The sequence below is a fragment of the Botrimarina mediterranea genome (assembly GCF_007753265.1).
Lineage (GTDB): Bacteria > Planctomycetota > Planctomycetia > Pirellulales > Lacipirellulaceae > Botrimarina > Botrimarina mediterranea.
The window spans coordinates 5329564-5353276 of the sequence record NZ_CP036349.1; the positions used below are offsets into that span (position 1 = coordinate 5329564).

General features: G+C 66.3%; 14 protein-coding genes and 1 tRNA gene. 5 read left to right on the forward strand and 10 right to left on the reverse strand.

Features of this window, described 5'->3' with window-relative positions:
- Positions 1 to 260: 260 nt before the first annotated feature.
- The 5 genes from Spa11_RS20465 to Spa11_RS23115 form a co-directional block, all read right to left on the reverse strand.
- Positions 261 to 3308: a [protein-PII] uridylyltransferase family protein gene (locus Spa11_RS20465; protein WP_197529550.1), complete on the reverse strand. Its 3048-nt coding sequence runs from the start codon at positions 3306 to 3308 to the stop codon at positions 261 to 263.
- Between the two features lie 579 nt (positions 3309 to 3887).
- A complete protein-coding gene (locus Spa11_RS20470) occupies positions 3888 to 6689 on the reverse strand; it encodes a glycoside hydrolase family 2 TIM barrel-domain containing protein (protein WP_197529551.1) in 2802 nt (933 codons plus the stop codon).
- 93 nt (positions 6690 to 6782) lie between these two features.
- On the reverse strand, positions 6783 to 9083 hold the full coding sequence (locus Spa11_RS20475; RefSeq protein WP_197529552.1) for a glycoside hydrolase family 31 protein: 2301 nt from the start codon (positions 9081 to 9083) through the stop codon (positions 6783 to 6785).
- A gap of 56 nt (positions 9084 to 9139) precedes the next feature.
- Positions 9140 to 10576, reverse strand: a complete 1437-nt coding sequence (locus Spa11_RS20480; RefSeq protein WP_145116271.1) for a FecR domain-containing protein — start codon at positions 10574 to 10576, stop codon at positions 9140 to 9142.
- Positions 10573 to 11091, reverse strand: coding sequence for a sigma-70 family RNA polymerase sigma factor (locus tag Spa11_RS23115; RefSeq protein ID WP_231933055.1), 519 nt, complete (start codon positions 11089 to 11091; stop codon positions 10573 to 10575). Before Spa11_RS23115 ends, Spa11_RS20480 begins: the two co-directional genes overlap by 4 nt.
- A 375-nt stretch (positions 11092 to 11466) precedes the next feature.
- Between Spa11_RS23115 and Spa11_RS23120 the strand changes: the two genes are divergently transcribed.
- From Spa11_RS23120 to Spa11_RS20500, 4 genes are all read left to right on the forward strand, one after another.
- Positions 11467 to 13485 carry a glycoside hydrolase family 30 beta sandwich domain-containing protein gene (locus tag Spa11_RS23120; RefSeq protein ID WP_197529554.1) on the forward strand — a complete coding sequence of 673 codons (2019 nt, stop codon included), beginning with the start codon at positions 11467 to 11469 and terminating at the stop codon, positions 13483 to 13485.
- A 99-nt stretch (positions 13486 to 13584) separates the two neighbouring features.
- Complete coding sequence (locus Spa11_RS20490) at positions 13585 to 14238, forward strand: PEP-CTERM sorting domain-containing protein (RefSeq protein WP_145116274.1); 654 nt, start codon at positions 13585 to 13587, stop codon at positions 14236 to 14238.
- 152 nt (positions 14239 to 14390) lie between these two features.
- Positions 14391 to 15395: a PEP-CTERM sorting domain-containing protein gene (locus Spa11_RS20495; RefSeq protein ID WP_145116277.1), complete on the forward strand. Its 1005-nt coding sequence runs from the start codon at positions 14391 to 14393 to the stop codon at positions 15393 to 15395.
- A gap of 75 nt (positions 15396 to 15470) precedes the next feature.
- A complete protein-coding gene (locus tag Spa11_RS20500) occupies positions 15471 to 16592 on the forward strand; it encodes a DUF1559 family PulG-like putative transporter (protein ID WP_145117088.1) in 1122 nt (373 codons plus the stop codon).
- A 47-nt stretch (positions 16593 to 16639) separates the two neighbouring features.
- On the opposite strand, the gene Spa11_RS20505 is transcribed toward Spa11_RS20500, so the two are convergent.
- The 4 genes from Spa11_RS20505 to Spa11_RS20520 form a co-directional block, all read right to left on the reverse strand.
- A tRNA-Arg gene (locus Spa11_RS20505) sits at positions 16640 to 16712 on the reverse strand.
- A gap of 155 nt (positions 16713 to 16867) precedes the next feature.
- Complete coding sequence (gene phoU, locus Spa11_RS20510) at positions 16868 to 17533, reverse strand: phosphate signaling complex protein PhoU (protein ID WP_145116280.1); 666 nt, start codon at positions 17531 to 17533, stop codon at positions 16868 to 16870.
- Between the two features lie 213 nt (positions 17534 to 17746).
- On the reverse strand, positions 17747 to 18253 hold the full coding sequence (locus Spa11_RS20515) for a hypothetical protein (protein WP_145116283.1): 507 nt from the start codon (positions 18251 to 18253) through the stop codon (positions 17747 to 17749).
- A 151-nt stretch (positions 18254 to 18404) separates the two neighbouring features.
- Positions 18405 to 20048 (reverse strand): OprO/OprP family phosphate-selective porin, encoded by a 1644-nt coding sequence (locus Spa11_RS20520; RefSeq protein ID WP_145116285.1) that lies wholly within the window; start codon positions 20046 to 20048, stop codon positions 18405 to 18407.
- A 238-nt stretch (positions 20049 to 20286) separates the two neighbouring features.
- Between Spa11_RS20520 and Spa11_RS20525 the strand changes: the two genes are divergently transcribed.
- A complete protein-coding gene (locus Spa11_RS20525; protein WP_145116288.1) occupies positions 20287 to 22059 on the forward strand; it encodes a DUF3592 domain-containing protein in 1773 nt (590 codons plus the stop codon).
- Positions 22060 to 22182: 123 nt separating this feature from the next.
- On the opposite strand, the gene Spa11_RS20530 is transcribed toward Spa11_RS20525, so the two are convergent.
- Positions 22183 to 23640, reverse strand: a complete 1458-nt coding sequence (locus Spa11_RS20530) for a hypothetical protein (RefSeq protein WP_145116290.1) — start codon at positions 23638 to 23640, stop codon at positions 22183 to 22185.
- Positions 23641 to 23713: the final 73 nt, after the last annotated feature.

Genomic DNA, 23713 nt, shown 5'->3' on the forward strand with positions numbered 1-23713 from the left:
CACGCGAGCGGGCGGCACTGCCGGTCTTGAAGTCAAGGTCACACGCGCCCGCCTCGTGAACTTTGTCGTTAAACTACAACGGTCGCTTCTTGGCCGGGTGCCATGCTCACACCCGAAGGGGATGAGCATGTGAATCAGATACGGACTCCGACCGATCCCCAGCATGCCCATCCGCTCCGCGTGTGGGCATGGCACCCCGGCTAACTCTGTGCAAGATCGCATAGTTCGGAGAGTCGGTCGTGCGGTCCGCACAGCGGACCCTACTTACGTGCTGCTTCGAAGAGGCGGTCGAATCTGGCTCGCGTTTCTTGGCGGCAGTCTTCGACTTCGTTCACCATCGCCTTGGCGCTGGCGTAGCCGAGCAGGTAGGCGAGTTTGCGTTGCTCGCGCTCGTCGTCGGGGAACTCGTGGCGGCCGGCGGAGTTCATCAGGCGGATGCGGGACTCGACGCTGCGTTCCAAACGATAGCTGCGGCGGAAGAAGTCGGCGTCTTCCGTGGCGAGGTAGCCGCCCGCTTCGAGCGCCGTCAGCGCGTCGAGCGTGTTGGGCGTGCGGACCGAGGGGTCGTCGCCGCCGTGGCGGAGTTGGAGCATCTGGGCGAGGAACTCGGTATCGACCGTGCCGCCGGCGCCGCGCTTGAGGTTCCGCGGGCTGGCGGTCGCTTCGAGGCGGCGGCGCATGTCGCGGATCTCGTCAGCGTGCTCGGGACGCCACGCGGGGCCGTACGCCGCCTCGTTGACGGCCGCCATCGCGCGGGCTGCCGCGTCCTCGCTGCCGAAGACGACCCGCGCCTTGCAGAGCGCGAGGCGTTCCCACAACTGGCCGGCTCCGCTGGCGAAGTACTCACGCAGCGCCCTGACGCTCACCGCCAGGGTGCCGCCGCGACCGGTCGGGCGCAGGCGGGCGTCCACCTCGTAGAGCCGGCCGTAGGGCCCGAGGCGGTTGGCGACGCTGATGATCCGCTGTCCTAACTCGCCGAAGAAGTGGCCGTTGGTGGTCGAGATCGCACGGCGGGCGCGCCGCAGGTGGACCGTCGGACCGTCGGCCTCATAGAGGAAGACGAGGTCCAGGTCCGAGTGGTAGTTCGGCTCGCGGCCGCCGAGCTTACCCATCGCCAGGATGATCGCCTCGGCGGGCTCGCCTTCGCGGCCGGCGATCGCGGCCCGTTCTTCAGCGGCGGCGGGCGACTCGTCGTCGCGTGGCTCCTCCACCGGTCCGATCGTTGGTGAACCGTGCTTCTCCACCAGCGCGGCGTACTCACGGTCGGCGATGCCCGTCAGGCAGACCTGCGCCACGTCGGCCAAGGCGGCGTGCGTGTCTTGAATGTCGTCCTTGCCGAGGATGTCGCGGACGCCGACCCGCAGGTGCTGGGCGTGCTTGAAGCTGTGGAGGATCGGGTCGAGGTCCTCGGCGCCGCGCGTCAACTCGGCGAGGCTCTCTTCGAGCTGACCCGTCGTCGGCAAGCGGCCGACGAGCAGGCTGTCCATCAGCTCGTCGATCATGCCCGGGTTGCTCGTCAGAATATCCGCCAGGTAGGGGCACGCCGCGCAGAGCATCACGTAGAGGTGCAGCGAGTCGGGGTTGCTGCTGAATAGCTCCCACAGCGCCGCCTTGCCGCCGAGCGAATCGCTGACGCGGCTGAGGTTGACGAGCGTCGCGTCGGGCTCGGGCGTTTGGGCGATCGCCGATAGCAACCGCGGCGCGATCGACGCCAGGAAGTGACGGCAACGCCTTGGCGAGAGGAACCGGATCGGCTCGGTCGCCAGCGACATCAGGTTGGCGTAAGCCGCCTTGTTGTCGGCGAACGGGTAGCGTCCCAGCACGGCCTCGATCGCTTCGGGCGACGGCTCCGGGTCGTTGACGAGGTCGACCTCCGGCTCGGCGACATGGTCGTCGTGGAAAGCGTCGTGAAGCAGGTGGTCGAGGATGCGGCGGTTGACCTCGGTCCGCAGGCGGAAGTCGGCCTGGAACGCCTCGAGCGCCGTTAAGTCCTTCTTGTCCGTAAAGCCCATCCGCACCGCGACCTTACGCAGCTCGTCGGCGTCTTCGGGGAGCGTGTGCGTTTGCAGGTCGAAGACGATCTGCAAGCGGTGCTCCAGCTTGCGGAGGAACTCGTAGTTCTCCGTCAGGTGGATGCGCTCCTGCGGCGTCAGGCAGCCTGCCTTCTCCAGGCGCTGGATCGCGTCGAGCGTCGTGCCGGTGCGCACTTCGGGGAGCGTGCCGCCGTTGAGCAGTTGCAGGAACTGGATCACGAACTCGATGTCGCGGATGCCGCCGTGGCCCGTCTTGACGTCGCTGGCGTCGTCCCCTTCGCCGGTCGAGAGGCTCTCGATGCGGCGCTTGAGCGACTTGATGCCGGCGATGTCGGCCATCGTCAGGTAGCGGCGGTAGACCCATGGCTCGAGCACGTTGAGCAATCGCCCGCCCAGCGCCAGGTCGCCGGCCACCGGCCGGGCCTTGATCATCGCCTGGCGTTCCCAGGTGCGGCCGCGCGTGTCGTAGTAGGCGATCATCGCGTCGATCGGCTGCACCAGCGGACCGCGCGAGCCCTCGGGCCGCAGCCGCATGTCGATGCGGTAGCAGCTGCCGTGCTCGGACGACTCGCCGACGAGCTTCACGAGGTCGCGCGCCAAGCGGTCGAAGTACTCACGGTTGGTCGTCGGGCGTGAGTGATCGGTCTGGCCCTCCTCTTCGTAGAGGAAGACCAGGTCGATGTCGCTGGAGTAATTGAGCTCGACGCCGCCGAGCTTCCCCATCGCCAGCACGCAGAAGCGGGCCCGCTCGCCGTCGCGCCGCAGCGGCACGCCGAAGCGTTCTTCGAGTCGCCCCGCCAAGAACACCAGCGCCGCTTCGAGGATCGCGTCGGCGAGGTAAGAGATCTGCCGGGCGACGACCGCGACGCTCTGGCCGCGGACGATGTCGCCGTAAGCGATGCGGGTGGTTTCGCGCCGCTTCGCGCGACGCAGGGCGGCGCTGACGCGGGCCCAGTCGGTAAGCCCGCCGACCTCGCTGACGAGCTCATCGACGAGAACCTCGCGCGCGACGGGACGGCCCTCGGTCATGCGGACGAGGTCGTAGCACTCTTGGTCACGGACGAGCTGGTCGGCGAGGTATTGGCTCGACGAGAGGAGCTGCAAGAGTTGCGGCAGCGCGTCGCGGTCGCGCTCGAACAGCGCGGCGGTCGAGAGCGGGTTGCGGGCCCCGGCGAGGAACCGTTCGAGGTTCCGCAGGGCCATCGTCGGGTCGGCGAGACGCGGCTCGGTGACGTTGAATTGCGTCTGGATCAGACCGACCAGATCGTCGGGCACACCGGAACGGGCGATCCGTTCCCAGGGAGTCAGAGCGGCTGCCACGGGGGCGTCGGAAGCGGTCATAGCCAAGCGGCGGGCCGGGTGCGGAAACGGCCCCTATCGAAAGTGCGTCGCGGTCGGAGAAGCCCGGGCGGCCGCCTGGCCAACGCCCGTGCAGGTCATCGTAGCAGGTAGCCGACCGCGGGGCGAGCAGAGGGGGTAGGGTCCGCTGTGCGGACCGTCGTGTTGAGCTTAGTTCGGTTGCAACTCCGCTTCCTAACGGGCGCGGCTCGAGCCACGCCCATTAGCTTGAGCCGCGCGCGTTAGGAAGCGGAGTTGCGATGGACTGCCGACCGCCAACTACGGTCCGCACAGCGGACCCTACGTGGCTATTAGCAAGCAAAAAGGCCGCAAAAACCCGGGGAAGAGGGCCCCCGCGCCAGAGGCTCTCAGAGCCATTTTGGGCGCGTTTCCGGGCTGGGCCGAGGTGGACGCCGGGACACCTCGCGAGGGCCCGCAAGGGCCCTCTATGCGGCTCTACGGGGGTGTTACGGGGCCGCTCCCGCCGGGGCCCTCTGACGGGTCCTCCGCCGGTCGTCAGGGGCTCTGGCGGCGCGTCTGGAGGGTGATCGATTGGCTTGGCAGGCCCGCAGCGGTGGCCTCGACCGTCACCTCGCCGCCGAGGCCCTGGTCGGCCCGGATAATCGCCACCGCTTTGCCGTTGAACAACGCGACCTTCGAGTCTTGAAACGAACGCATCGACGTCGGGTCGCCGCCCGCGGCCGCCGCGAGTTTGCCGACGCCGGTGACTTCGACCTCGACCAACGCGTCGGCGAGCGGGCACGGCGTGCCGCGCTCATCAACCGCCTCGAGCGTGACGAACGCCAAGTCCTGTCCGTCCGCCGTGAGGGTGGAGCGGTCGGCGGTCAGCACCAGCTTCGCCGGCGCGCCGGCGGTGCGGACGACGGCCTCGCCGATCGGCTCGCCCTCCTGGTAGGCGACGGCGCGTAGCTCGCCCGGTTCGTAGGCAACTTCGTTCCAGCGCAGACGGTAGTCGTACGTCGGCAGGTAGTAGGGCGACTCGTACTTGTCGGCGTACACCCGGATGCTCGAGACCTTCGGCTCAACGTTATCGAGGCAAGCGCCGAAGACGACACGCAGCTTGCTCGCCTGGACATCGACGTGATGGATCGCCTCGTTGACGCCGCCCCACGCCGGCTCATGCGTCGCGACGTGCGAAGCGACCTCGCGCCAATCGCCGTCATCATTCGCCGCCTCGATCCGATAGCCGTACAGCTTCGACTCGCGCGGGAAGTCGAGGGCGATCGACCGGACGTGACTCGCGGCGCCGATCTGCACCATGGACCACGTGGACGACTCGGAAGCCGAAGCGCTAACGAGGGACGTTGAGGATGATGTTGCCGCTTCGGTCAGCTTGGCGCCGCCGACTTCGAGCGTTGCGCCGGCGGCCAAGTCCTTCGGCGTCGATGGTCGTTCGCCCTTGCGGCGGACGCCGAGCGACTTGCCGTTGAGGAACAGTTCAGCCGAATCGCCGTTGGTGTAAACGATCACCGGCACGTTCTGGCCTTCGTGGCCGTTCCAGTTCCAGTGCGGCGCAATGTGGACGGTCGGCGTGTGGGGCCGCCACAGGCTGCGGTAGAGGTAGTAGCGGTCCTTGGGCAGGCCCACCAGATCGACGACGCCGAAGTACGAACTGCGGGCGTCGTGCTCGAATGGCGTCGGCTCGCCGAGGTAGTCGAAGCCGGTCCAGATGAACTCGCCCAACAGGTAATCGTCGCGGCGCAAGCGCTCGAACTCGACCTCGGGGATGTCGGCCCAGGCCGCGGAAGAAAACTCGTAGGCGTTGACGACGGGCGCGTCGGGGAAGTCGCACTTCGCCCCGGCGATAGGCAATCGATAGGCGCCGCGCGTCGAGAGCGCCGAGGCGGTCTCGCTGTAGATGATCGGCTTGTCGGGGTACCGATTCCGCGCCCGTTCGTAGCGTGCTTGATAGTTCCAGCCGGTGAAGTCGAGGGCGTCGAGCACACCGGTCTCGGTCGAGTGCGGGATGTGGCAGCCCAAGCCGACGGGGCGGGTGGCGTCGTGGGCGCGGATCGCTTCTCGCGCGAAGGCGACGCGCTCCTTCGTGAGCCCGTGCGGGTCGTGCGGCGCCTCGACGATCTCGTTGCCGATCGACCAGACAAACACGCTCGGGTGGTTGCGGTCGCGACGCACCAGCGCCGCGGCGTGACGGGCGTAGTACGGCTCGAACGGTTCGTCGGGCCGCTTGTCGGCGGTCTCGTTCCACTTGTCGAAGAGCTCATCCCACACCAGGACGCCGCGCTCGTCGCAGAGGTCGAGCAGCTCGGCCGCGGGCGGGTTGTGGGCGGTGCGGATGGCGTTGGCGCCCATCTCTTGCATGAACTCGAGCTGTCGCTCGGCGGCCCGGCGGTTGAACGCGCCGCCCAAAGGGCCGAGGTCGTGATGCAGGTTGACGCCCTTGAGGGCGACACGCTGACCGTTCAGCAGCAGGCCGTCGTTGGGCGTCAGCTCGATCGTCCGCACGCCGAACCGCACGTCACGGCGTTCGACCTCTTTGCCGGCGACCAACAGCGAGGTCTTCGCTTGGTAGAGCGTCGGCGAGTCGAGGTCCCAGAGCTGTGGTTGCGGCAGCTCCAACGTCGTTGAGACCTCGATCGTAGCGCCAGCTTTGGCGACTTCCGAGAGGCGGCGCTTCGCCACCTCCTGCCAGTCGGGCGCGTAGATCGTCACTTCAAGATCGATCGGCTCGTCGGACTCGAGGTGGTTCTCGATCTCGTTGTCGATGGTGACGGTCGCTTTCTCTGCCGAGACGTCGGAAGTGACGATGGCCGTGCCGTTCTTGACGAGGTGAACCGGCGGGCTCACGGTCAAGAACGCCTTCCGATAGATGCCGGCGCCGGGGTACCAGCGCGTGCCGTGCCCCGTCGTATCGACACGCACCGCGACGACGTTCGCGCGACCGAACTTCACGTAGGGCGTGATGTCGATGCGGAAGGGCGTGTAGCCGTAGTCCCATTCGCCGGCCAGCTGGCCGTTGACGTAGACCTTCGGCGAGGCCATGACGCCGTCGAAGTCGAGATAGACCTGCGAGCCTTCTTCGCGGCGATCAACGGCGATCCACTTGCGGTACCAGGCGACGCCACGCCAAGGGAGCTTGCCGGCGTACCCGCTCTTTTCGTTCGCGTCGAAGGGCCCGGCGATCGCCCAGTCGTGCGGCGTGTTGACCTCTTCCCACGAGTAGTCGTCGAACGCCAGTTGCTTCGCTTCGGGATGATCGCCGCGCTTGAAGCGCCAACCGAGGTTGAAGTCGATCGTCCGAGCGAAGGAGTCAACGCCCACACCAAAGGCGATCGCCACGACGGCGGCAGTTAGTAGACGGCGTCGATACGAATGTGGCATTGCCGAGTGGGAGAGGTCTAGTGGAAGAGAGGGGGTGTTAGCGATTGTATTCTACTGGCCGTCGCTGACTCCGCCGCCGTCGGGCAAGACCGTGTTGGCGGTCGATCCAGCGGCGCCGAAACGGACGAGCTCCACCTTGTCCCAGTCGATGGCGGCGGTGCTTTGCGCGGCCGCCACTCGTGGGACAACGGCGCCCTCGCGCGCCAGAACAACAATCGGGACTTCGCCGGCGCTCAGCCGTCGCCAGCCGCCGCCCGCGTAGCGCTCGCCGGTCTGATAGTCGATCCAACCGCCCGGCGGCAGGTAAACGTCGCGCGACATCGATTCCTCGAGAAGCGGCGCCACGAGCAGGTCCTTGCCGAGCAGGTACTGGTCCTCGACAAGCCAGCTCGTCCTGTCTGTGGGGAACTCGTAGAACAGCGGGCGCACGAGCGGCGCCCCGGTCGAGGCGGCCTCGGCGCCCTGTGTGGTGATGTACGGCAAGAGCTCGTAGCGCATCTCGATCGTCTTGCGGAAGAGGTCGACGAACTCCTCGTCGTACTCCCATGGCTCGCGCGGCGGGGCGCCGTGGCACCGGGTGTGCGAGCTGAGCGCCGCCATCGCCAGCCAGCGGGCGTACAGGTCGCGCGGCGCGCGTTCGACAAAGCCGCCCGCGTCGTGGCTCCAATAGGTAAAGCCGCAGAGGCCGAGCGACATCCCCGCGCGGAGCGTCGCGGCCATCGCCGAGTAAGTGTTCTCGGCGTCGCCACCCCAGTGGAGCGGGTAACGCTGGCTGCCGGCCCACGCGCTGCGGGCCCAGATGATCCGCTCGTCGTTTTCATGTTGCGTCAGGTCGGAGACGAGCCGGTTGTACCGCAGGGGGTAGAGGTTGCGTTCGTACCAACCGGTGCGGCCCGAGGCATAGAGCCCCTGCAACGGAGCGTCTTCGCCGAAATCGACCTTGATGGCGCCGACCCCGAGGTCGAGCAGGCCCTTTAGCTTGGACTCGTACCACTCGATGGCTTCGGGATTCGAGAAGTCGAGCACGCCGTCCTCGGCCGGCAGGACGCCGCCGCTGTTGCGGACGAAGAGCCCCGCCTCGGCGGCCTCGGCAAAGAGCGGGTTCTTCGCCGTGAAATAAGGCAGTTGCCAGAGGCAGACGCGGAAGCCGTCGTCGTGCAGGTCGCTGATCATCTTCGCCGGGTCGTCGAACCGCGACGGCGCGAACTGATAATCGCAGCGCCAGTCGGTCTCGAACCAGCCGGTGTCGAGGTGGATCACGTCGCAGGGGATCCGATGCTCGCGCAGCTTCTGGGCGACGTCGCGGACCTCCGCCTCGCTCTTGTAAGTGATGCGGCTCATCCACAGACCGAACGACCACAGCGGCGGCCGCGGGCTGCGCCCAGTGATCGCCGTATACTCTTGGACGATCTCCTTGGGTTCGCCGATGAACAGGAACACGTCGAGCGTCTCGTCGCCGACATACGCGACGTTGGTGGCGTCGAAGTCGCGGCCGAAGTCGAATGTCGTTGGCGTGCTGGTGTGGACGAAGACGCCGTAGCCGCCACTGCTCAGGTAGAAGGGGATCGGCTTGTACATCCGCGGCGACTGGGCGCCCATCGCGTCGCGGACGTACTCGACGACGCGTTGGCCACGCTTGTTGAGGCGCGTGAACGATTCGCCGCACCCGTAGATGCCTTCGTCGTGCGTGAGCGAGGTCGCTAGCGCGAAGCAACGCGACAGGTCGCGCTCGCGGCGGATGAACGACAACGCCGGCGGCGCCGAGTACGACGCGGGCTCGCCGAGGGCGCGGGTCTCGGTGAGCGTCCGCCCCTCGGCGTCGAGCAGCGTCAGCCGGAAGGGCTTGCGTGAGATGCGTAGCGCGCCGTGGGGACCTTTGTAGGTGACGCTGTCTTTGTCTTCCTCGACGTTCCACGCGTCGCTACGCGGCGGCGCGCCGTCGAGCATCAGCGAATCACCCGGTCCCAACTCGGCCGCTCGGGCGGCGAAGCGCAGCCGCACGGCCCGGTCGCTGACGAACGTCACTTCAAAGGGCAGCGCCGGGTCGCGGTCGTACTCCGTGCCGGGGAACTCGGTCGATGGGGCGCGCGAGAGCGGCGCGTCGAGCTTGTTGAATGAAAGGCTTGGCTGCCGCACGTAGCGGTTCCAGCGGACCTCGCCGGCGCCGGTCTTCGGGTCGAACCGTTCGAGCGAATCGGCGACGAAGTGTATCGCGCCGGGGTCGGCAAATTCGGCCGCGACATCGATGATGTCGCCGAGCCGTTCGCCCGCGGAGGCGGCGCATGGCGTCAGGCAAGTGAGTAACCAAGCGGCGCCGAGCAGCGCCGCGTCACAACGTCGAAGAGAGTTCACAGGAGCGTAAAGTCAAAAGGAGAAGCAGCGACGCTCAGGCGCCGAGCGACAGGCGATCAGCGGGGCGTTGCGACGATGCCGTACATGGCCCGGGCCTCGCTCCCCACGCCCATCGAGCCGAGCGTCATCACGTCGCCGGCGCTGCACGGCCGGCTCCAGACGGTGAAGACGTTGTCGATGCTGACGCCGGGGCCGACATCGACGCTGAACGTCGGGTTGCCGAACCAAGCGTCTTCGTCGAGGCCGACTTGCAGCGAGGTGCTGGCGAACTGCTCTTTGAGCCAGTCGGGCGCCGGGGTGCGGTTGTCGAACAGGATATAGAGCGTCGAGTCGCGGGCGATCTCGACATGGATCACCTGCTCGCCGGAGTAACGGAAGTCGTTGATCGTGCGGACGTAGTCGCCGCCCAGCAGCGGCTTGGGAAGGCCCGCGCCCGTGGCGCCGTTCCACTGGTGCGGGTGGTCCACGTAAGCCGGCGCGTCTTCACCGAAGCCGCCGGTCAAGACTTGGTAGTAGCTAATGTTCTTGGTGGAGTACATGTTGTCCCAAACGGCGGTGATGATCGCCCGCTGGTTGGGGAGGTCGGCGGTGGACCAGTTGTTGCCGACCGACTCGCCGTGGACCTGGAAGATGCGTTGGACGTCGCCGTCGCGGTCGATGCGGGCGGCCTCGCCCTGCGTGAGGCGCCGCTGAAACGGTCGCTTGGTGGAACGCAACGACTTGAGGTCCACCAGGCCCTCGAAGACGACCACGTCGGTCTTGCCGGCGTTGCTGGTGGCGACGCCGAAACGCGTGCCGAGGTCGATCACCTCGACGTCGGGCGTCTCGACGGTGAAACCCCGCGCCCAGCGCGGCACGTCGGCGGTCGCTTGACCCGAGTCGAGTTTGACGAGCATCCCCGAGACGATCTCGCAGGAGGCGGGCCCGCTGACTTCGAACTTAACGCCGTTCTCGAACTCCATCGCGAAGCGGCCCGATTCGACCTCGAGGCGTCCGGCGACGACGCGGTCGCCCACGACCGCCGTTGAGGCGCTCGCGAAGACCACCGCCTGGGCGTCCACGACGTTGCCGACACTCGTGCCGGCCGACGACCTGAGAAAGCCGGCGATGAGCAGCGTCGCCGCCGCCGCCGCGACCCCGAGCGAGGCGAAACGCCAGCGCGACCGTCGAGCGGGGCGTTCCGCCATCGATTCGTCCCGTTCACGCAGTTCGCAGACGAACTCGCTGGCGCCGTCCGCGCCAGCCGCGGCGGGAACCACGTCGGCGCCTTGCGGCGTGACCGTCGAGGGGGCGAGCTTCCAGTTCAACAGCGCGTGGGTGCGCAGTTGCGCGACCACCATCGGCGTCAACTCGGGGCGCCCGTCGAGCAGCTGGGAGAACTCGGCGCGGTCCGCTTCGCTGTACGAGCCGTCGAGGACCGTGTCGAGCAGTTGCAGGAGCCGCGTCTCGGGGCGCTCCGGCTCGAGACGATCGGTGAGGTTGTCGGGATTCATCGGAGTCCCTCCCCCGCCAATCGTCGTTCGATGCAGTCGGCGAGCGACTTGCGGATACGGTAGAGCTTCGCCGAGACTTGGTCGGGCGTGGCGCCGAAGCGGACGGCGAGCCCCTTCACCGTTGAACCCACCGAGTAGCGTTCACGGACGAGCTGCCGCTGGTCCTCGCCCAGGTGCTCCAGGCAATTGCCGAGCGCGACCAGGCGCTGATCGGCGCTGAGGGGCTCCTCGGTGAGGGCGTCGCTTAGCGTCTGGACGTACTCGTCCGAGAAGACGAGCCGCGAGCGGCCGCGTGACTTGCGGTAGGCGAGCACCCGGTTGAATGCAAAACGCAGCGCCCAGGGCAGGAAGGGCCGCTCCAGGTCGCACTCTTCCTTATGGGCCCAGAGATCGAGGTTGGCGTCTTGGACCACGTCGGGCGCCGAGGAGTCTCCCGCCATCAGGGCGTACACGTACGCGTACAGGTCGCGCTGATGCGACGTCAGCAGGTCGACAAATCGTCGATCGCGGTCCAATGAGCTCGACTCCCGCTGGCGGATGAGCGCGTGAGAAAAGATGCAGGGCGGCCCGGCGCCGCGGTGATCGGCGCGAGCCGTCTCCGTGTTATATGAGCCGAAATGGGGCGAATCTGACGAGGTTCTCATTTTTTTCGTCAGATCGGATCGGCTCGGGCTTAATTCCTGTGCAAGTCGTCGTGTCCGGGACGGTCGAGGGGGAGCCATGGGTTCCCCCTCGCCGCCCCGAATCAAGCCACGGCGGCCGGACTTATCTGCGTGCTGCTCTCCGTTGTGACAGCTTCCTCGTCGTCGATTCTTGACTTTGCACCCGCTGAAACCCGGCCCCAACGCCGGGCGAAACCACCCGTGCTGGTTCCTCAGGGAAACGCTGTATTGATCGCTCCGACGCGATGGCTCGCCGCCATCGTGATCCCCTTGGCTGCTGCCGGCTTGTTGCCCCGTCGCGCCGACGCCCAGATCGTCGCCACCGCGACGGTCGATGTGACCCAACCGCTCGCGACCGTTTCGCCCCTCGCTCTCGGGATGCACACCTCCCCTTACTACAACGAACTCGCCAACGCTTCGCTCGATGAGCGGATCGAAGAGGCCGGCGTCACCACGCTCCGTTACGGCGGCGGGGGTTACGCCGACGTCTTCCATTGGTCGGTGACGCGCTCCGGCAACGGCATCCAGGGCAATGGCCTCAGCCCGTGGTGGGGGGAACCCAACAACTTCGGCTACGTCGGCCCCGGATCGGACTTCGCAACGTTCGTGCGGCTGCTCGATCGCACCGACAACGCCCAGGCGGTCGTCACCGTCAACTACGGCTCGGCGATGAAGATCGTCGACGGCCAGTCGCGCGTCCCCGACTTCGGCGGGCAGCCCCAAGAGGCGGCGGCCTGGGTCGCCTACGCCAACGCCGACCCCGCAATCTACGGCACAGCCAACGACGTCGTTCTCGGTGTCGATCAGCAAGGCAACGACTGGAAGACCGCCGGCTACTGGGCCAGGCTCCGCGCCTCGACCTCGGCCGAGTACCAGAGCTGGGCGTCGGCCGACGGCGTCTACGACGGCCTCAATTCGTTCCTGGCGATCGACCGCGCCGAGCCCGTCGGCATCACGCACTGGGAGATCGGCAACGAGACGTTCGGCACGGGCTACTACGACGACAGCGGCAACGGCTACAGCGTCGACTACGACGTGCCCTACAACGGGACCGCCCGTGAGAACCATCCGAACCTCTCGCCGGCGCACTACGGGCAAGAGGTCGTCCAGTACGCGCAGCTGATGCGGGCGGTCGATCCGACAATCAAGATCGGCGCCGTGCTCGCCACCCCGCCCGACGATTACGGCTGGTCGTACGCCGACCTGAACAACAACAACTTCCGCAACTCGAACGAACCGTTCTGGAACGACGAGGTCCTCGCCAACGCGGCCAGCGAGATCGACTTCGTCATGGTTCACTGGTACCCCTACATCGGCGAGAACGCGAATGGCGCCACGCTGCTGTCGGAGGTCCCGGCGAAGCTCGGGCGGATGATCAACGGCTCGACACCGTTTCAAGACTCGGGCACAAGCGCCGGCGTGCGCGACTCGCTCGCCGCGCACGGCATCGCCGACGCCGAGATCATGGTGACGGAGTTCAACTACTTCGGCTCGCTGGCGCCGTCGGTCGCCAATGCGGCGGAGTCGCTGTTTGTCGCCGACGCCTACGCCACCTGGCTCAAGCTGGGCGTCACCAGCGTGCAGTACCTCGAGCTGCTCGGCAAAGACTTCCTCAACGACGGCAACTCGCTTAACCGCGGGTCGGCCTACTATGGCGTCTCGCTGGTCGACCGACTCATCGAGCCCGGCGAGTGGTTCGTCGAGTCCAGCGCCACACATAACGACATCGGCGTTCACGCCGCGCTGCAAGCCGACGGCAGCGTCGCCGTGATGCTGCTCAATCGCGACCTCTCCGACGATGCGAGCGTCACGCTCTCGCTCGCGGGCGCCGACGTCGCGTCGCAGGCGACCGTCTACACCGTAACGGGCGGTCTCAACCTCGAGGAAGGCGTCTTCGACGCCAGCGGCGGGCTCACCGTCAACGTCCCCGCTCGTTCGATGGCGGTCTACGTCTTCCCGCCCAACCCCGCCACGCTCGGCGACTTCAACGGCGACGGCGCTGTCGACGCCGCCGACTACACCGTCTGGCGTGACGGCCTCGGCGCCACGCACGCCGCCGGCCAGTACAACGCCTGGGCCGGCGCCTACGGATCCACCACTCAGACATTCTCAACGAGCACGCAGGCGCCCGAGCCGAGCAGCCTGGTGCTGACAGCGATCCTCAAGGCGACGCTCGTCGCCAATGCCCGACGAGCGTCGTGCCTCCGATCACGGCCAGCATGCTCCCGATCCCCTCGATCCCCCTAGCCGATTCCGTCATTGATCCAGCTTTGGCCACTAGGCCGTCTCGCTCATCTCATCAAGTCTCCTGCACTCCTCCGCTCTTCACCCACCGAGTTGCACCTAATGAACGTCTCTTCTTGCCACTCACCATCGCACGCCTTACGGATCGCCCTCGGGCTCGCCCTGGTTGGGTTCGCCTCCGGTACGGCGTCGGCCGGCCTACTGGCGTCGTTCGAGAACGACGCCGAGGGCTGGACAATCAACACCTCCGAGAACGCCACCTACGCGTTCAACGGCTTTAGCACGACCGACGGCGTCACCGAGGGGACTTACTCCGCGATCATTACGGGTGGTGCCGCCCCCAGCTATGGCCAGCTGCTCGTGAGCCCCGACTCGACCGCACTTACCGCCGAACTCGCAACCGCGGCCGAGGTCTCGATCGATGTCGCCACGGCTCCGGGCGCCTTCGGCTTCGGAACACAATGGTCAGCCGTCATCAATAACGCCGACCTCGGCTACACGTCGCTCGACGGCTACACCTACACCGGCGCTGTCGGGCCGGGCGCCTCGGGACAGTTGGTATGGAACATCACCCCCGCGCAACGCGCCGTGCTTGCGGCTTCCTCGGAGAGCTCAACGTTGATCTTCCAAGTCGGCGGCGGTGATGGAGGGACGATGTACGTCGATAACGTGCGGCTGACGCCGGTCCCTGAGCCGTCGTCACTCGCAATGTTGACGGCTCTCGCAGTCGCTGCCCTACGCCTGCGGCGACGCTGACAAGACCTGGATTGGCTGCCGGTAACCCGGTTGCGAGGGACGACGGCGTGTGGGGGTGGTTCACGCCGTCGCTCTTCCCTCCGGTAGACGCTTCGGACAAGGCAAGAGCACTTCACGACTCAGCACGACCTCCTCAAATAGGCGACAAACCCATGTTGAACCGCTCCCTCACGATCGCATCGGCGCTGCTGCTATTCACGACGGCGGCGACGGCGCAGGTCGTCAACCTCTACTCTGTGAACTACGAGGACGATTTCCCCGGCGTCGGCGCGCCGGCGAGCAAAGGATTCTCGTTCTCCGGCGACTCCACCTCCGACAGCGGAGGCGCGCAAGTCGTCGAGTTTATCGAGGAGATCACCGAAACGGGCGGCGCCGAGGGCACCCAGGGCTACTCGATCACCACCAACGCCGCCAATGCGGTGAACTATTGGTACGCCGGCATCGGCAACTTCGTGGGCTTCTTCGGCGACGAGTTCCGCCTGGCCGACGGCGTCATGGGATCGACCAACCCGTCCAACTACGAGTACTCCTTCGACCTCAAGGTGATCGGCGCCACCGCGGCCGTGCCGCTGCGGGGGCAGTTCGCCATCTTCGACCCCGACTACGAGGCGACCTACAACGTCGACGTGAACGGCGACGAACTCTTTGATGGCGGCGCGGATGTCTTCATCAAGGAACTGGAGTTCTCCGCCAACGGCGACACGTTTACTACCAACACCTTCAACCTAGGCGAAGGGCCCGTCACCGCCCAAGCCGGCGTCCTAGCGCCCGAGTTCCAGGACAACGCCACCGTGGTGATCCGCTGGTTCTGGGGCGCGGGTGAGTTCGGCTTCAACGACGGCAACGTCGTGGTGCTCGATAACGTCTCGCTCGATTTCATCACCCCGACGCCGCTGCCGGGCGACTACAACACCGACGGCGTCGTCGATGCGGCCGACTACACCGTTTGGCGCGACAACCTCGGTCAGACGATCACCCTCGACAACGAGGGGGACGGCGTCACGCCCGGTGAGGTCACGCAAGAAGACTACGCGTTCTGGGCTTCCCAGTACGGCGCAACGGCGACTCCCGTCGCGGCGGTGGCGGTCCCCGAACCGACGACTCTCTGGATCGTCCTGGCGGGCGCGTCCGCAGCGGTGGTGCGGCGACGCGGCTGAGCGGCAGTGGTGGAACGACCAGAGAACCGCCCAGGCATTCGGCCACGCGGTATGAGGCAAGAGGAGCAATAGGCTATGCGTCGCGCATTCACATTGGTCGAACTGCTGGTGGTGATCGCCATCATCGGCATCCTTGTCGCTCTGCTGCTGCCGGCGGTCCAGGCGGCGCGCGAGGCCGCCCGCCGGACCAAGTGCAAGAACCAGCTCAAGAACATTGCGTTGGCGATGCAGAACCACGTCGATACGTACGGGGTCTTTCCGACCGCCGGCGCGACATGGGGCGAGCCGATCGAGTGTTACTCGCAGGGTGGCAATCCCTTCGGGCCTCAGAAGCAGGGGCTCAGTTGGGCCTTCCAGATCCTCCCCTTCATCGAGGAGGGTTCCCTGCACAGCATCGGCGACAACACGGCCCTGCTAGGCGGCACGGTCCCGCTTTACAACTGCCCTTCACGACGGCCCCCGACAGCTTACGAGGCGCAAAGACTCCGCGACGGTCCTGAGGGGGACACGGTCACGGCTTACCTGATGGACTACGCCTCGGCCCAGCCGGGGACCACGCTCAACGCCTCGACCGGAAGCCCGTTGGTGGACGCCAAGCGCGACGGCGACAACGGCACGCGGATGCGTTCGCTCTTCTGGTCGCTCTCGCTCCCCGGCGGCGGCACGGGCTCGCGCCCTCCCGACAACGGCGTCTACGACGGCGTCATCGTCCGATCTCCCTGGCGGATGACCTCGCCCGCAAGCCTGAGCGGCTGTGGCTCGACGCCGAGCCAGGGCGTCGTCGCGGCGAACGTCGCCTCGCCGACGCGGTTCGCCAAGATCACCGACGGGTCGAGCAAGACGATGGTCATCGGCGAGAAGTACGTCGACGCCACCCTCTACGAAGGCAACGACCCCTCGGACGACCGCGGCTGGCTCGACGGATGGGACACCGACACCGTCCGGCTCACCGCCACGCAGCCGTACCCCGACTCCGCGACGGGCGCCAGCGCGCCGCCGGTGATCACTCACTCCGGCAACGTTTACCGTGAGTCATTCCTGTTCGGGTCCGCCCACCCGGGGGCGTTCCACGCCGCGTTCGCCGATGGCGCCGTTCACGGAATTTCTTATGACGTCGACCTCTACGTCTTCAACAGCCTCGGCACCCGCAACGGCACGGCGGTCGAGGAAACGATCGACCTAACCGGCGTGCAATGAGCCGCACGCCGCGGAGGCGCCAGGACGCCGCCAGCCGATCCCGCAAGCGCCCCCGGCAGGACTTGAACCTGCGACACGCGGTTTAGGAAACCGCTGCTCTATCCCCTGAGCTACGGGAGCGAAACACGCATGCGTGCGTGAGACTTGGCAGACTAATGCCTCGGGTCGGGTTTCGCCAGCGGCGGGAGGGGAGGCCAGCATTTAGCCCCCGGTCAATGACCGGGGGCTAATTACGAGGTTTCGTCCCTCTCGGGGATTGGCAGCCGACCCGCGCTTCAGGCCGATTGCGCCCAGCGGTGGCGCATGATGCGGCCCTTCGCCAGATAGATCACATCCTCGGCGATGTTCGTGGCGTGGTCGGCGATGCGTTCGATGATCCGTGTTGCGCTGAAGACGTGGAGCAGGCCTTCGACCTGCTGGGGGCTCGACTCCATCTGCTTCACCAAATCGGCGATCACACGGCGGTTGAGATCATCGACCTCGTCGTCGCGCTCGCGGACGCTGTGGGCAAGCGCTTCGTCCACGCTGACGAACGCCGAGTGGGCGTCGCGGAGCATCTCGATCGCCCGTTCGACCATCTGCTCCAGCTCTGCTGGGACGGGCACGTCGGGGCACTGCGCCAGGCTCTCGGTGCGCTCGGCCAAGTTGAGGGCGAGGTCGCCGATGCGTTCGAGGTCGCCGTTGATCTTGAGGGTCGCCGCGACGCGACGCAGGTCGATCGCCACCGGCTGGTGCAGAGCGAGGAGCTCGAGGCACTTCTCTTCGATGTCCACCTCGCTGCGGTTGAGCTGCGACTCGCTGTCGAGCACCTGGGCGGCCGAGCCGAGACACCTCTCGCGCAGCCCCTGATAGGCGGCGTGGACCATCCGCTCGACGGCGTCGGCCTGCTCTGAAAGAGCGGTCTCGACTTCGGTTAGGTGACGTTGCAGCAGTTTGCTCATGGCGCGCAGACCTTTAGCTTGAACGGGCGAAAATGTCGCCCGACAAGACCGCACTGGCGCCCGCTGATACTCTCCGGGGCTTTCCGGGAAAGGGCGCGGGCGTCTTCATCGGGGCTTAACACTGCCTTAATAATAGGCCAGCGTTGGACCTCGGGCGAGATCATTCCCCGCGGAGTTGCGTCGGGAATGCCGCCCTATCCGGCTTTTCTGCCCCTACCCACCGATCGGGCAGCCGCATCCGAACGCGCTGCTAGCATCCATCACTTCGCACCCGCATTGCCCGCACTTGCACGGCGGCAGGCGGCGGACCTCCCACTTCCACTGGCGGGCGTTGACCTCGTAGGTCTTCTCGACCAAGTCGCGGACCTGCCGGACTTCGCCGCAGCGGACGCACTGGCAGCCGGGTTGGCAGGGATGACAAGGTTTGCCGCAACGCTTCCCGCGGACGCTCTCGCCGTGCCCGAGGAGCCGTTCGAGCCAGTCGAACGTGTTGATCGGCGAACCGCCCGGCTCCCAGGGGCAGAGCACCGGCGGGACCGAGACGTTCTTCCCTTCGACGCACCAGCAACACTTTTCCTCTTTGGTCGCTTCGCGTTTGGGGACGCAGACCAAACAGTCGTGGCCGTGAGGACACTTCGCCTGGGCGAGGGGCGTCAAGCACGACAACGCCGCAAGCAATGCGACGAGCGGCCGGAGGGTGATGCGGCGATGGTGGGTCATGTCTGTCGAAACCCGATGACGGGAACCGGACGCTAAGGCGTGCCGGCTGATTCTTCTAATCATTCGCCGCGGGGCCTTAGCCCCCGGTTGGCTGGCAGGACATTCGGTTCGTCACCCGCGGCTGGCGCCGACGGCTCGCGGCTTGGCTCGCTTAGAAGTCAACTTGGAACCGCGTGCCGAGGATGTGGTAGTCGCCGAAGTTCGGCGCTCCGAGCGGCGCGTTGAGGTCGTTGTTGGTGATGTCGCCGTAGATGTAGTTGAACTGCCACTTGGCGTAGGGCGTCCAGTACCAGTTGAGCGCCGCGGTGATCGCGTCACCGCGGCCGCCCTGGATGTCTCCGTCGGCCGTGTCGAGGTACGACCAGCGCGCCGCGACCTGCCATGCGCCCATGCCGCTAGCGACGCCGCTGTTGCAGGTGTTCACGAGGAAGAAGTTTTCGAAAGGATGAGCGCGGTCGAGCTGGCCCGTCTCGCGGTCCCAGGGGACGTGCTCGCCCGTCAAGAAGTACGACAGGTAGGCGTAGGCGCCGTGGAACCGCACTGGCTCGGCGCCGATGCGGTCGACCCAGATCGTCTGCTGCTCGCCGACGAGCTGCCAAGGGCCGAGGTTGACGACCGACTCGAAGGCGAGCAGCTCGTAATCGTCGGCGCCGGGAATGACGCCCGTGTCGTACCAACGCGATTCGGTCCGTGCTTCGGGCCTAGTGCGGAAGCGAGCCTCACTGACGCCCGAGCCGGCGAAGTTCTCTGTCAGCGCGTTCTGATCGGTGTTGGCGTACGATCCGGCAATCGCCAAGTGGATGTAGCCGCGCCCGTCGGACGCCTCGTCCCACCACAAGGTGTTGGAGAGACGCCCGGCCACCTCGGGCTGCCAGTGATCGCTCACGTAGCCGCCCTCGTCCTGTACGATCCGCTGGTTGAACACCCCGTAGCGCCAGTTCCAGCCGAGGTCGTCGGTGTAGCCCCACGACTGAATCCCCAGCCGGCGGTTGTCTTGGTTGAACGCCTCGATCACCGAAGGGCGTTCCATGAAGACGTTGTAGCGGCTGCTATTGATGTGATCGAGTCCGTAAGGCCGCTTCTGGTTGCCGATCAACAGCTCTTGAAAAACCGGCAGTTCCTTCCATCCGAGGTACACGTCGCGGAACTCCGTCTCATTACCACCGGCGAGCTCGAGGTCGAGGCGGTAGAGCATGTTGCCGGGCAGGTCTCCCTCCGCGCCGAAACGCAGCCGGCGTATCGTGAGGCGGTCTTGCGGTGAGACGTTGGGATCGCCCGTCTCGAAGCCGTTGACGCCCGGCGAGTCGCCCGGGAAGCCCCAGGCGTCGAAGTGCAGCCGGCCGAAGAGCTGCATCGTTGACTTGCTGTGGCCGCTTGTAACGAGATAGCCAAAGTCATCTTTCAAGGTGTTGTGGGCCGTCCGCAACTCGGAGTGATCGGACTCGAGGCTCTTCAATCGCTTCTCGATGTCCGCCACATACTCGTCGGCGGAGCGGGATATCTCTTCGATCTTTTCCTCTTCCCTCTCTAGGGCGCTCTTTACGCCATTGGAGCCCTCCGACGGCGGCTTTCCGGCGGGTGTCTCGTCGTTTGTTGCCGATCCGCTGGCCCCCCCGGATGTCGGCTCACCGGCCGGCACAGCCTCTTCGGCGGCGAGAAGGCGGATCTCCCCATTCGGCAATCGTGGCGCAACGAGGCGGTCCACCTCGAGCGTCCAGCCGACGTCCGCCGACGCGACAGCGGCGCCCAAGGTCGCCACGCCCGAAGCGAATGCAATTCGTAGCCAAGCCTTCAACACGCCGCTCCCCCCGAATGACAGCTGGCCCCGACATGACCGCGGCCACCGCTACCATCGGCACAACCGCACTGACCGGATCGGGTAAGGAGCACGCGGTTCAGCCGATACTGCCGAAAGCAAGGTCCCGTTAACAGCACAACCGGCAAGGTCGCCGCTAGCACCGCATGGAGGCCGCTATGCTTGCAGCGCTCGCTACGCACCTCAACGAACGCGTCTCTCCGCCAACTAGCCGCCCGTGTCGAAGAAGACCAACAAGCTGAACCCCGCCGTCGGCCTCGGCTGCGCGACGCTCTTCGCCCTGCCGTTCGCGGGCGTGGGTGTCTTTATGGCGTGGAGCTTGGCGTCGATCCTCTGGCTCTCTTGGTCGGCGGCGTCGTGGGTTGAAGTCCCTGCAACGATTACGAGCGTCGAGTTGCAGAGGACTGGCGATAAGAAGAACAGCCTGCGAGTCGTCGCCGACTATCGCTACGAATACGCCGGCCAGGCTTACGAGAGCGACCGCGTCGGCCTCTCAACGATGGCGGATAACTTCGGCTCGTACCATCGCCGCCTGCACGATCGGCTGCACGCTGCGTGGAAGGCGGAGAAGACCGTCGATTGCTTTGTCGATCCCAATGATCCAACGCAGGCGCTGCTTGATCGTCGCCTGCGGCCGGTCGTGGTTGTGTATCATGTGCCGTTCGTGCTCGCCTTCGGCGGCGTCGGCTTCGGGATCATCGCGGCGGCCCTCTACGGAATGAGAAAGGCTCGGCGGGACGATGTGATCTCCGCCGACTCGCCCGATAAGCCCTGGCTGTTGCGCGACGAATGGCGTGAGGGCGTGCAGCGCGAAGGCAACAAGGAGTTCTACGGGGTGGCGTTCTTCGCCGTCTTGTGGAACAGCATCGCCCTGCCGTTCGCGGCGATCTTCCTGATGAGCGACGACAAGAAGCCTTGGTGGCTTTACCTGATCGTCGCGATCTTCCCCGCTGTCGGCGTCGGCTTCATCGGCTGGCTGGTGAAGCACTGGCTCCGTCGCCGCAAGTACGGCGCCTCGACGCTTCGGCTGGCGACGATGCCGGGCGTCGTCGGCGGCAAGTTGGCGGGCGTCATCCTGGCGCCGGAGGCGGTGCGTGCCGCCGACGCGGTGCGCGTCTCACTGACCTGCACCCGGGTCGTCCGCCGTGGCAAGAACTCCACGACCGAGGTCTTGTGGCAGGACGAACGCGACATCGCCAAGTTCCTCGACGCCGGCGAGCCCGGCAGCTTCGGCGTGCCGATAACGTTCACGATCCCCAGCCATGCCCAACCGACCGACGACGACAAACGAGTTGCGTGGACGCTCAAGGCCATGGCCGAGCTGCCGGGGATCGACTACGCGGCTTCGTTCGAGGTTCCGGTCTTCCGCACCGAAGACTCGCAAGAGAATATCGACGTCGAACTCACCGCGCTGAGCGAGTACGAATCGGATAAACCGCTCGAAGCGCTGCTCGCTGCCGAAGGAATTCTCGTCGAACCGCAAGCGGCGCTGGGGAGCATCCGTTACTTCGCCCCCGCGGGTCGGCATCTGGGCATGGCGATCCCGCTCACGATCATGACGCTGATCGTCGGCGGCGCGAGCCTTGGGCTGCTCTGGAACTCCGTCTGGCTGATCGGCGGCGCCTCGTTGCTGGTGACGCTGGTGATGATCGCCGCGACGCTGCACACGTGGCTCGCCGAGTCCGAGCTGATCGTCGCCGACGACCATTGGACGACCCGCCAAGCCTGGCGCGGCCTGGCCGGGAGTCCACGCACCTTCGAGACCCAATACGTTCGCGCGATTGAGCTACGGACAACCTCGACATCGCAGTCCGGCAACAACGTGCAGCGTTACCAAGACGTCGTCGCCAGACTCCTCGGCGAACCCAAACCCGTCAAACTCCTCGGCAGCCTCCGCAGCGCCGCCGCGGCGCGAAAGCTCGTGCTTGACCTGCGACAGCGGGCCGGGCTGAATGACTTACAAGAATTGGCCGCAGATGATCGCAGATAGGCGCAGATGAAACGGTTCATTTGTAGGAGGCGTCTCTGACGCCGATTTCTCGCACCATGCCGTTTCGGAATGGGGGCCGTAATCGGGGTCGGGAGACCCCTCCTACATTTCTCTTATCGGCGCTTATCTGCGATCATCTGCGGCTACACTCCGCGGCGTCGCGGCGCCGGCGATCCAGGCGAGGCGGCCTAGCAGCCAGGCGTACGCAAGGTCGATGAGGAACTCCACCGGCAGGATCACGAACACCGACCAAGGCCCCATCGACGCGGCAAGGTCCTCGCCAATCCACATTGATCCGACCGCGAGCCCGAACGCCGAGGCGTAGAACGCCAGCCATGTCACCGGCGCGTAGCGCATCGTGCGTAGCACGCCCGGCGATAGGATTGCCCACATCGAGGTCTCGTTGAGTTGCGACAAGACGATCACGGGAAAAGCAAACATCGCTCCGACGGCCGACCAGCCGAACACCGAATCGAGCGGCCATGGCAAGCTGGTGGCGTTGGGGATGAGCTGGCCGGCGATCGAGCCCGGGATCGCCGCGACGATCATCGCAAAGACGACCGTCACCGCCGGCGGCGCCCATTCGCCGAAGTCGAAGACCGGCCAGTTGTAGACGCACCGCGCGCCGGTCGCGGCGCTGTCCATCACCGTCCAGCACACAGTGCAGGCGATCGTCATCCACATCGCGGTGACGAACACCGTCGTCCCGAGCAGCAGGATCATGCCGATCCAGCCGTACATCCCCCCCGAAGACGCTAGTGCGTCGAGCGCGGCGATCATCAACACAACGAACAAGAGTCCGAAGCTCAGGCCGAACCAAGCGAGCAGCATCTTCGACTGCGTGAAGGCCGTTGCGAGGCCGTCGAACAGCCCGATCCCCCAGCCGAAGGTCGAGGCCGACTCGTTGTCGATCTCGGCCTTGCCGCCCTCCGGCGAATCCTTCGCCAAGAGCGTGCGGTAACCTGCCGGCGCCCGCTCGACGAGCTCTTCGAAACGCGTCCGTAGCACGGTCGTATCGACTTCGGGGGCCGCGTCGACGTCGTAGGTCTCGGCCACGAGGGCGAACTTCGCCGCCGGCTTAGCCGTAACAGGAACGGGCGTCGCTGCGCCGCAGTCGGGGCACGATACGGTCTCGCCGACGCGGCTCGCCTCCGCCGAAAGGTGCGTCCCGCAGAGCCGACACGAGAACGAAACCGTTGGCGCCGCGACCCGGGCGAGATCGACGCCGTGCGGCTGCTCCCCTTCGTAGAGTTCGTAGCCCTCCTCGTCCATCGCCTTGGGCCGGAGCGACTTGGGCGGTTCGGGCGGCGGCGGGACGACCGTCAGTGTGTGGCAATCGGGGCACTTGGCTTTGCTGCCGACCAAGTCCGGCGGTGCATGCATCCGTGTCTGGCAGAGTCGGCAGTGGAAGCCGATCAGGTTGGCAAAGGGATCGATCTTCTGAGCGACCACCTTCGGCATCGGAACCAGCAGCGGCTCGCGACAACCGGGACACGGCGCGGTGCGTCCCGCGAACCGCGCCGGCGCGGAGACCTTCTTTCCACAAGAGGGGCAAACGAAAGTGACGGCGGTGCTGTCCATCCGCGGTTGTGAAGCGACTTGAATGACGTAGGGGCGGGCGCAGGTTGACGCAGAAGCCAACTTGACGCAGAAG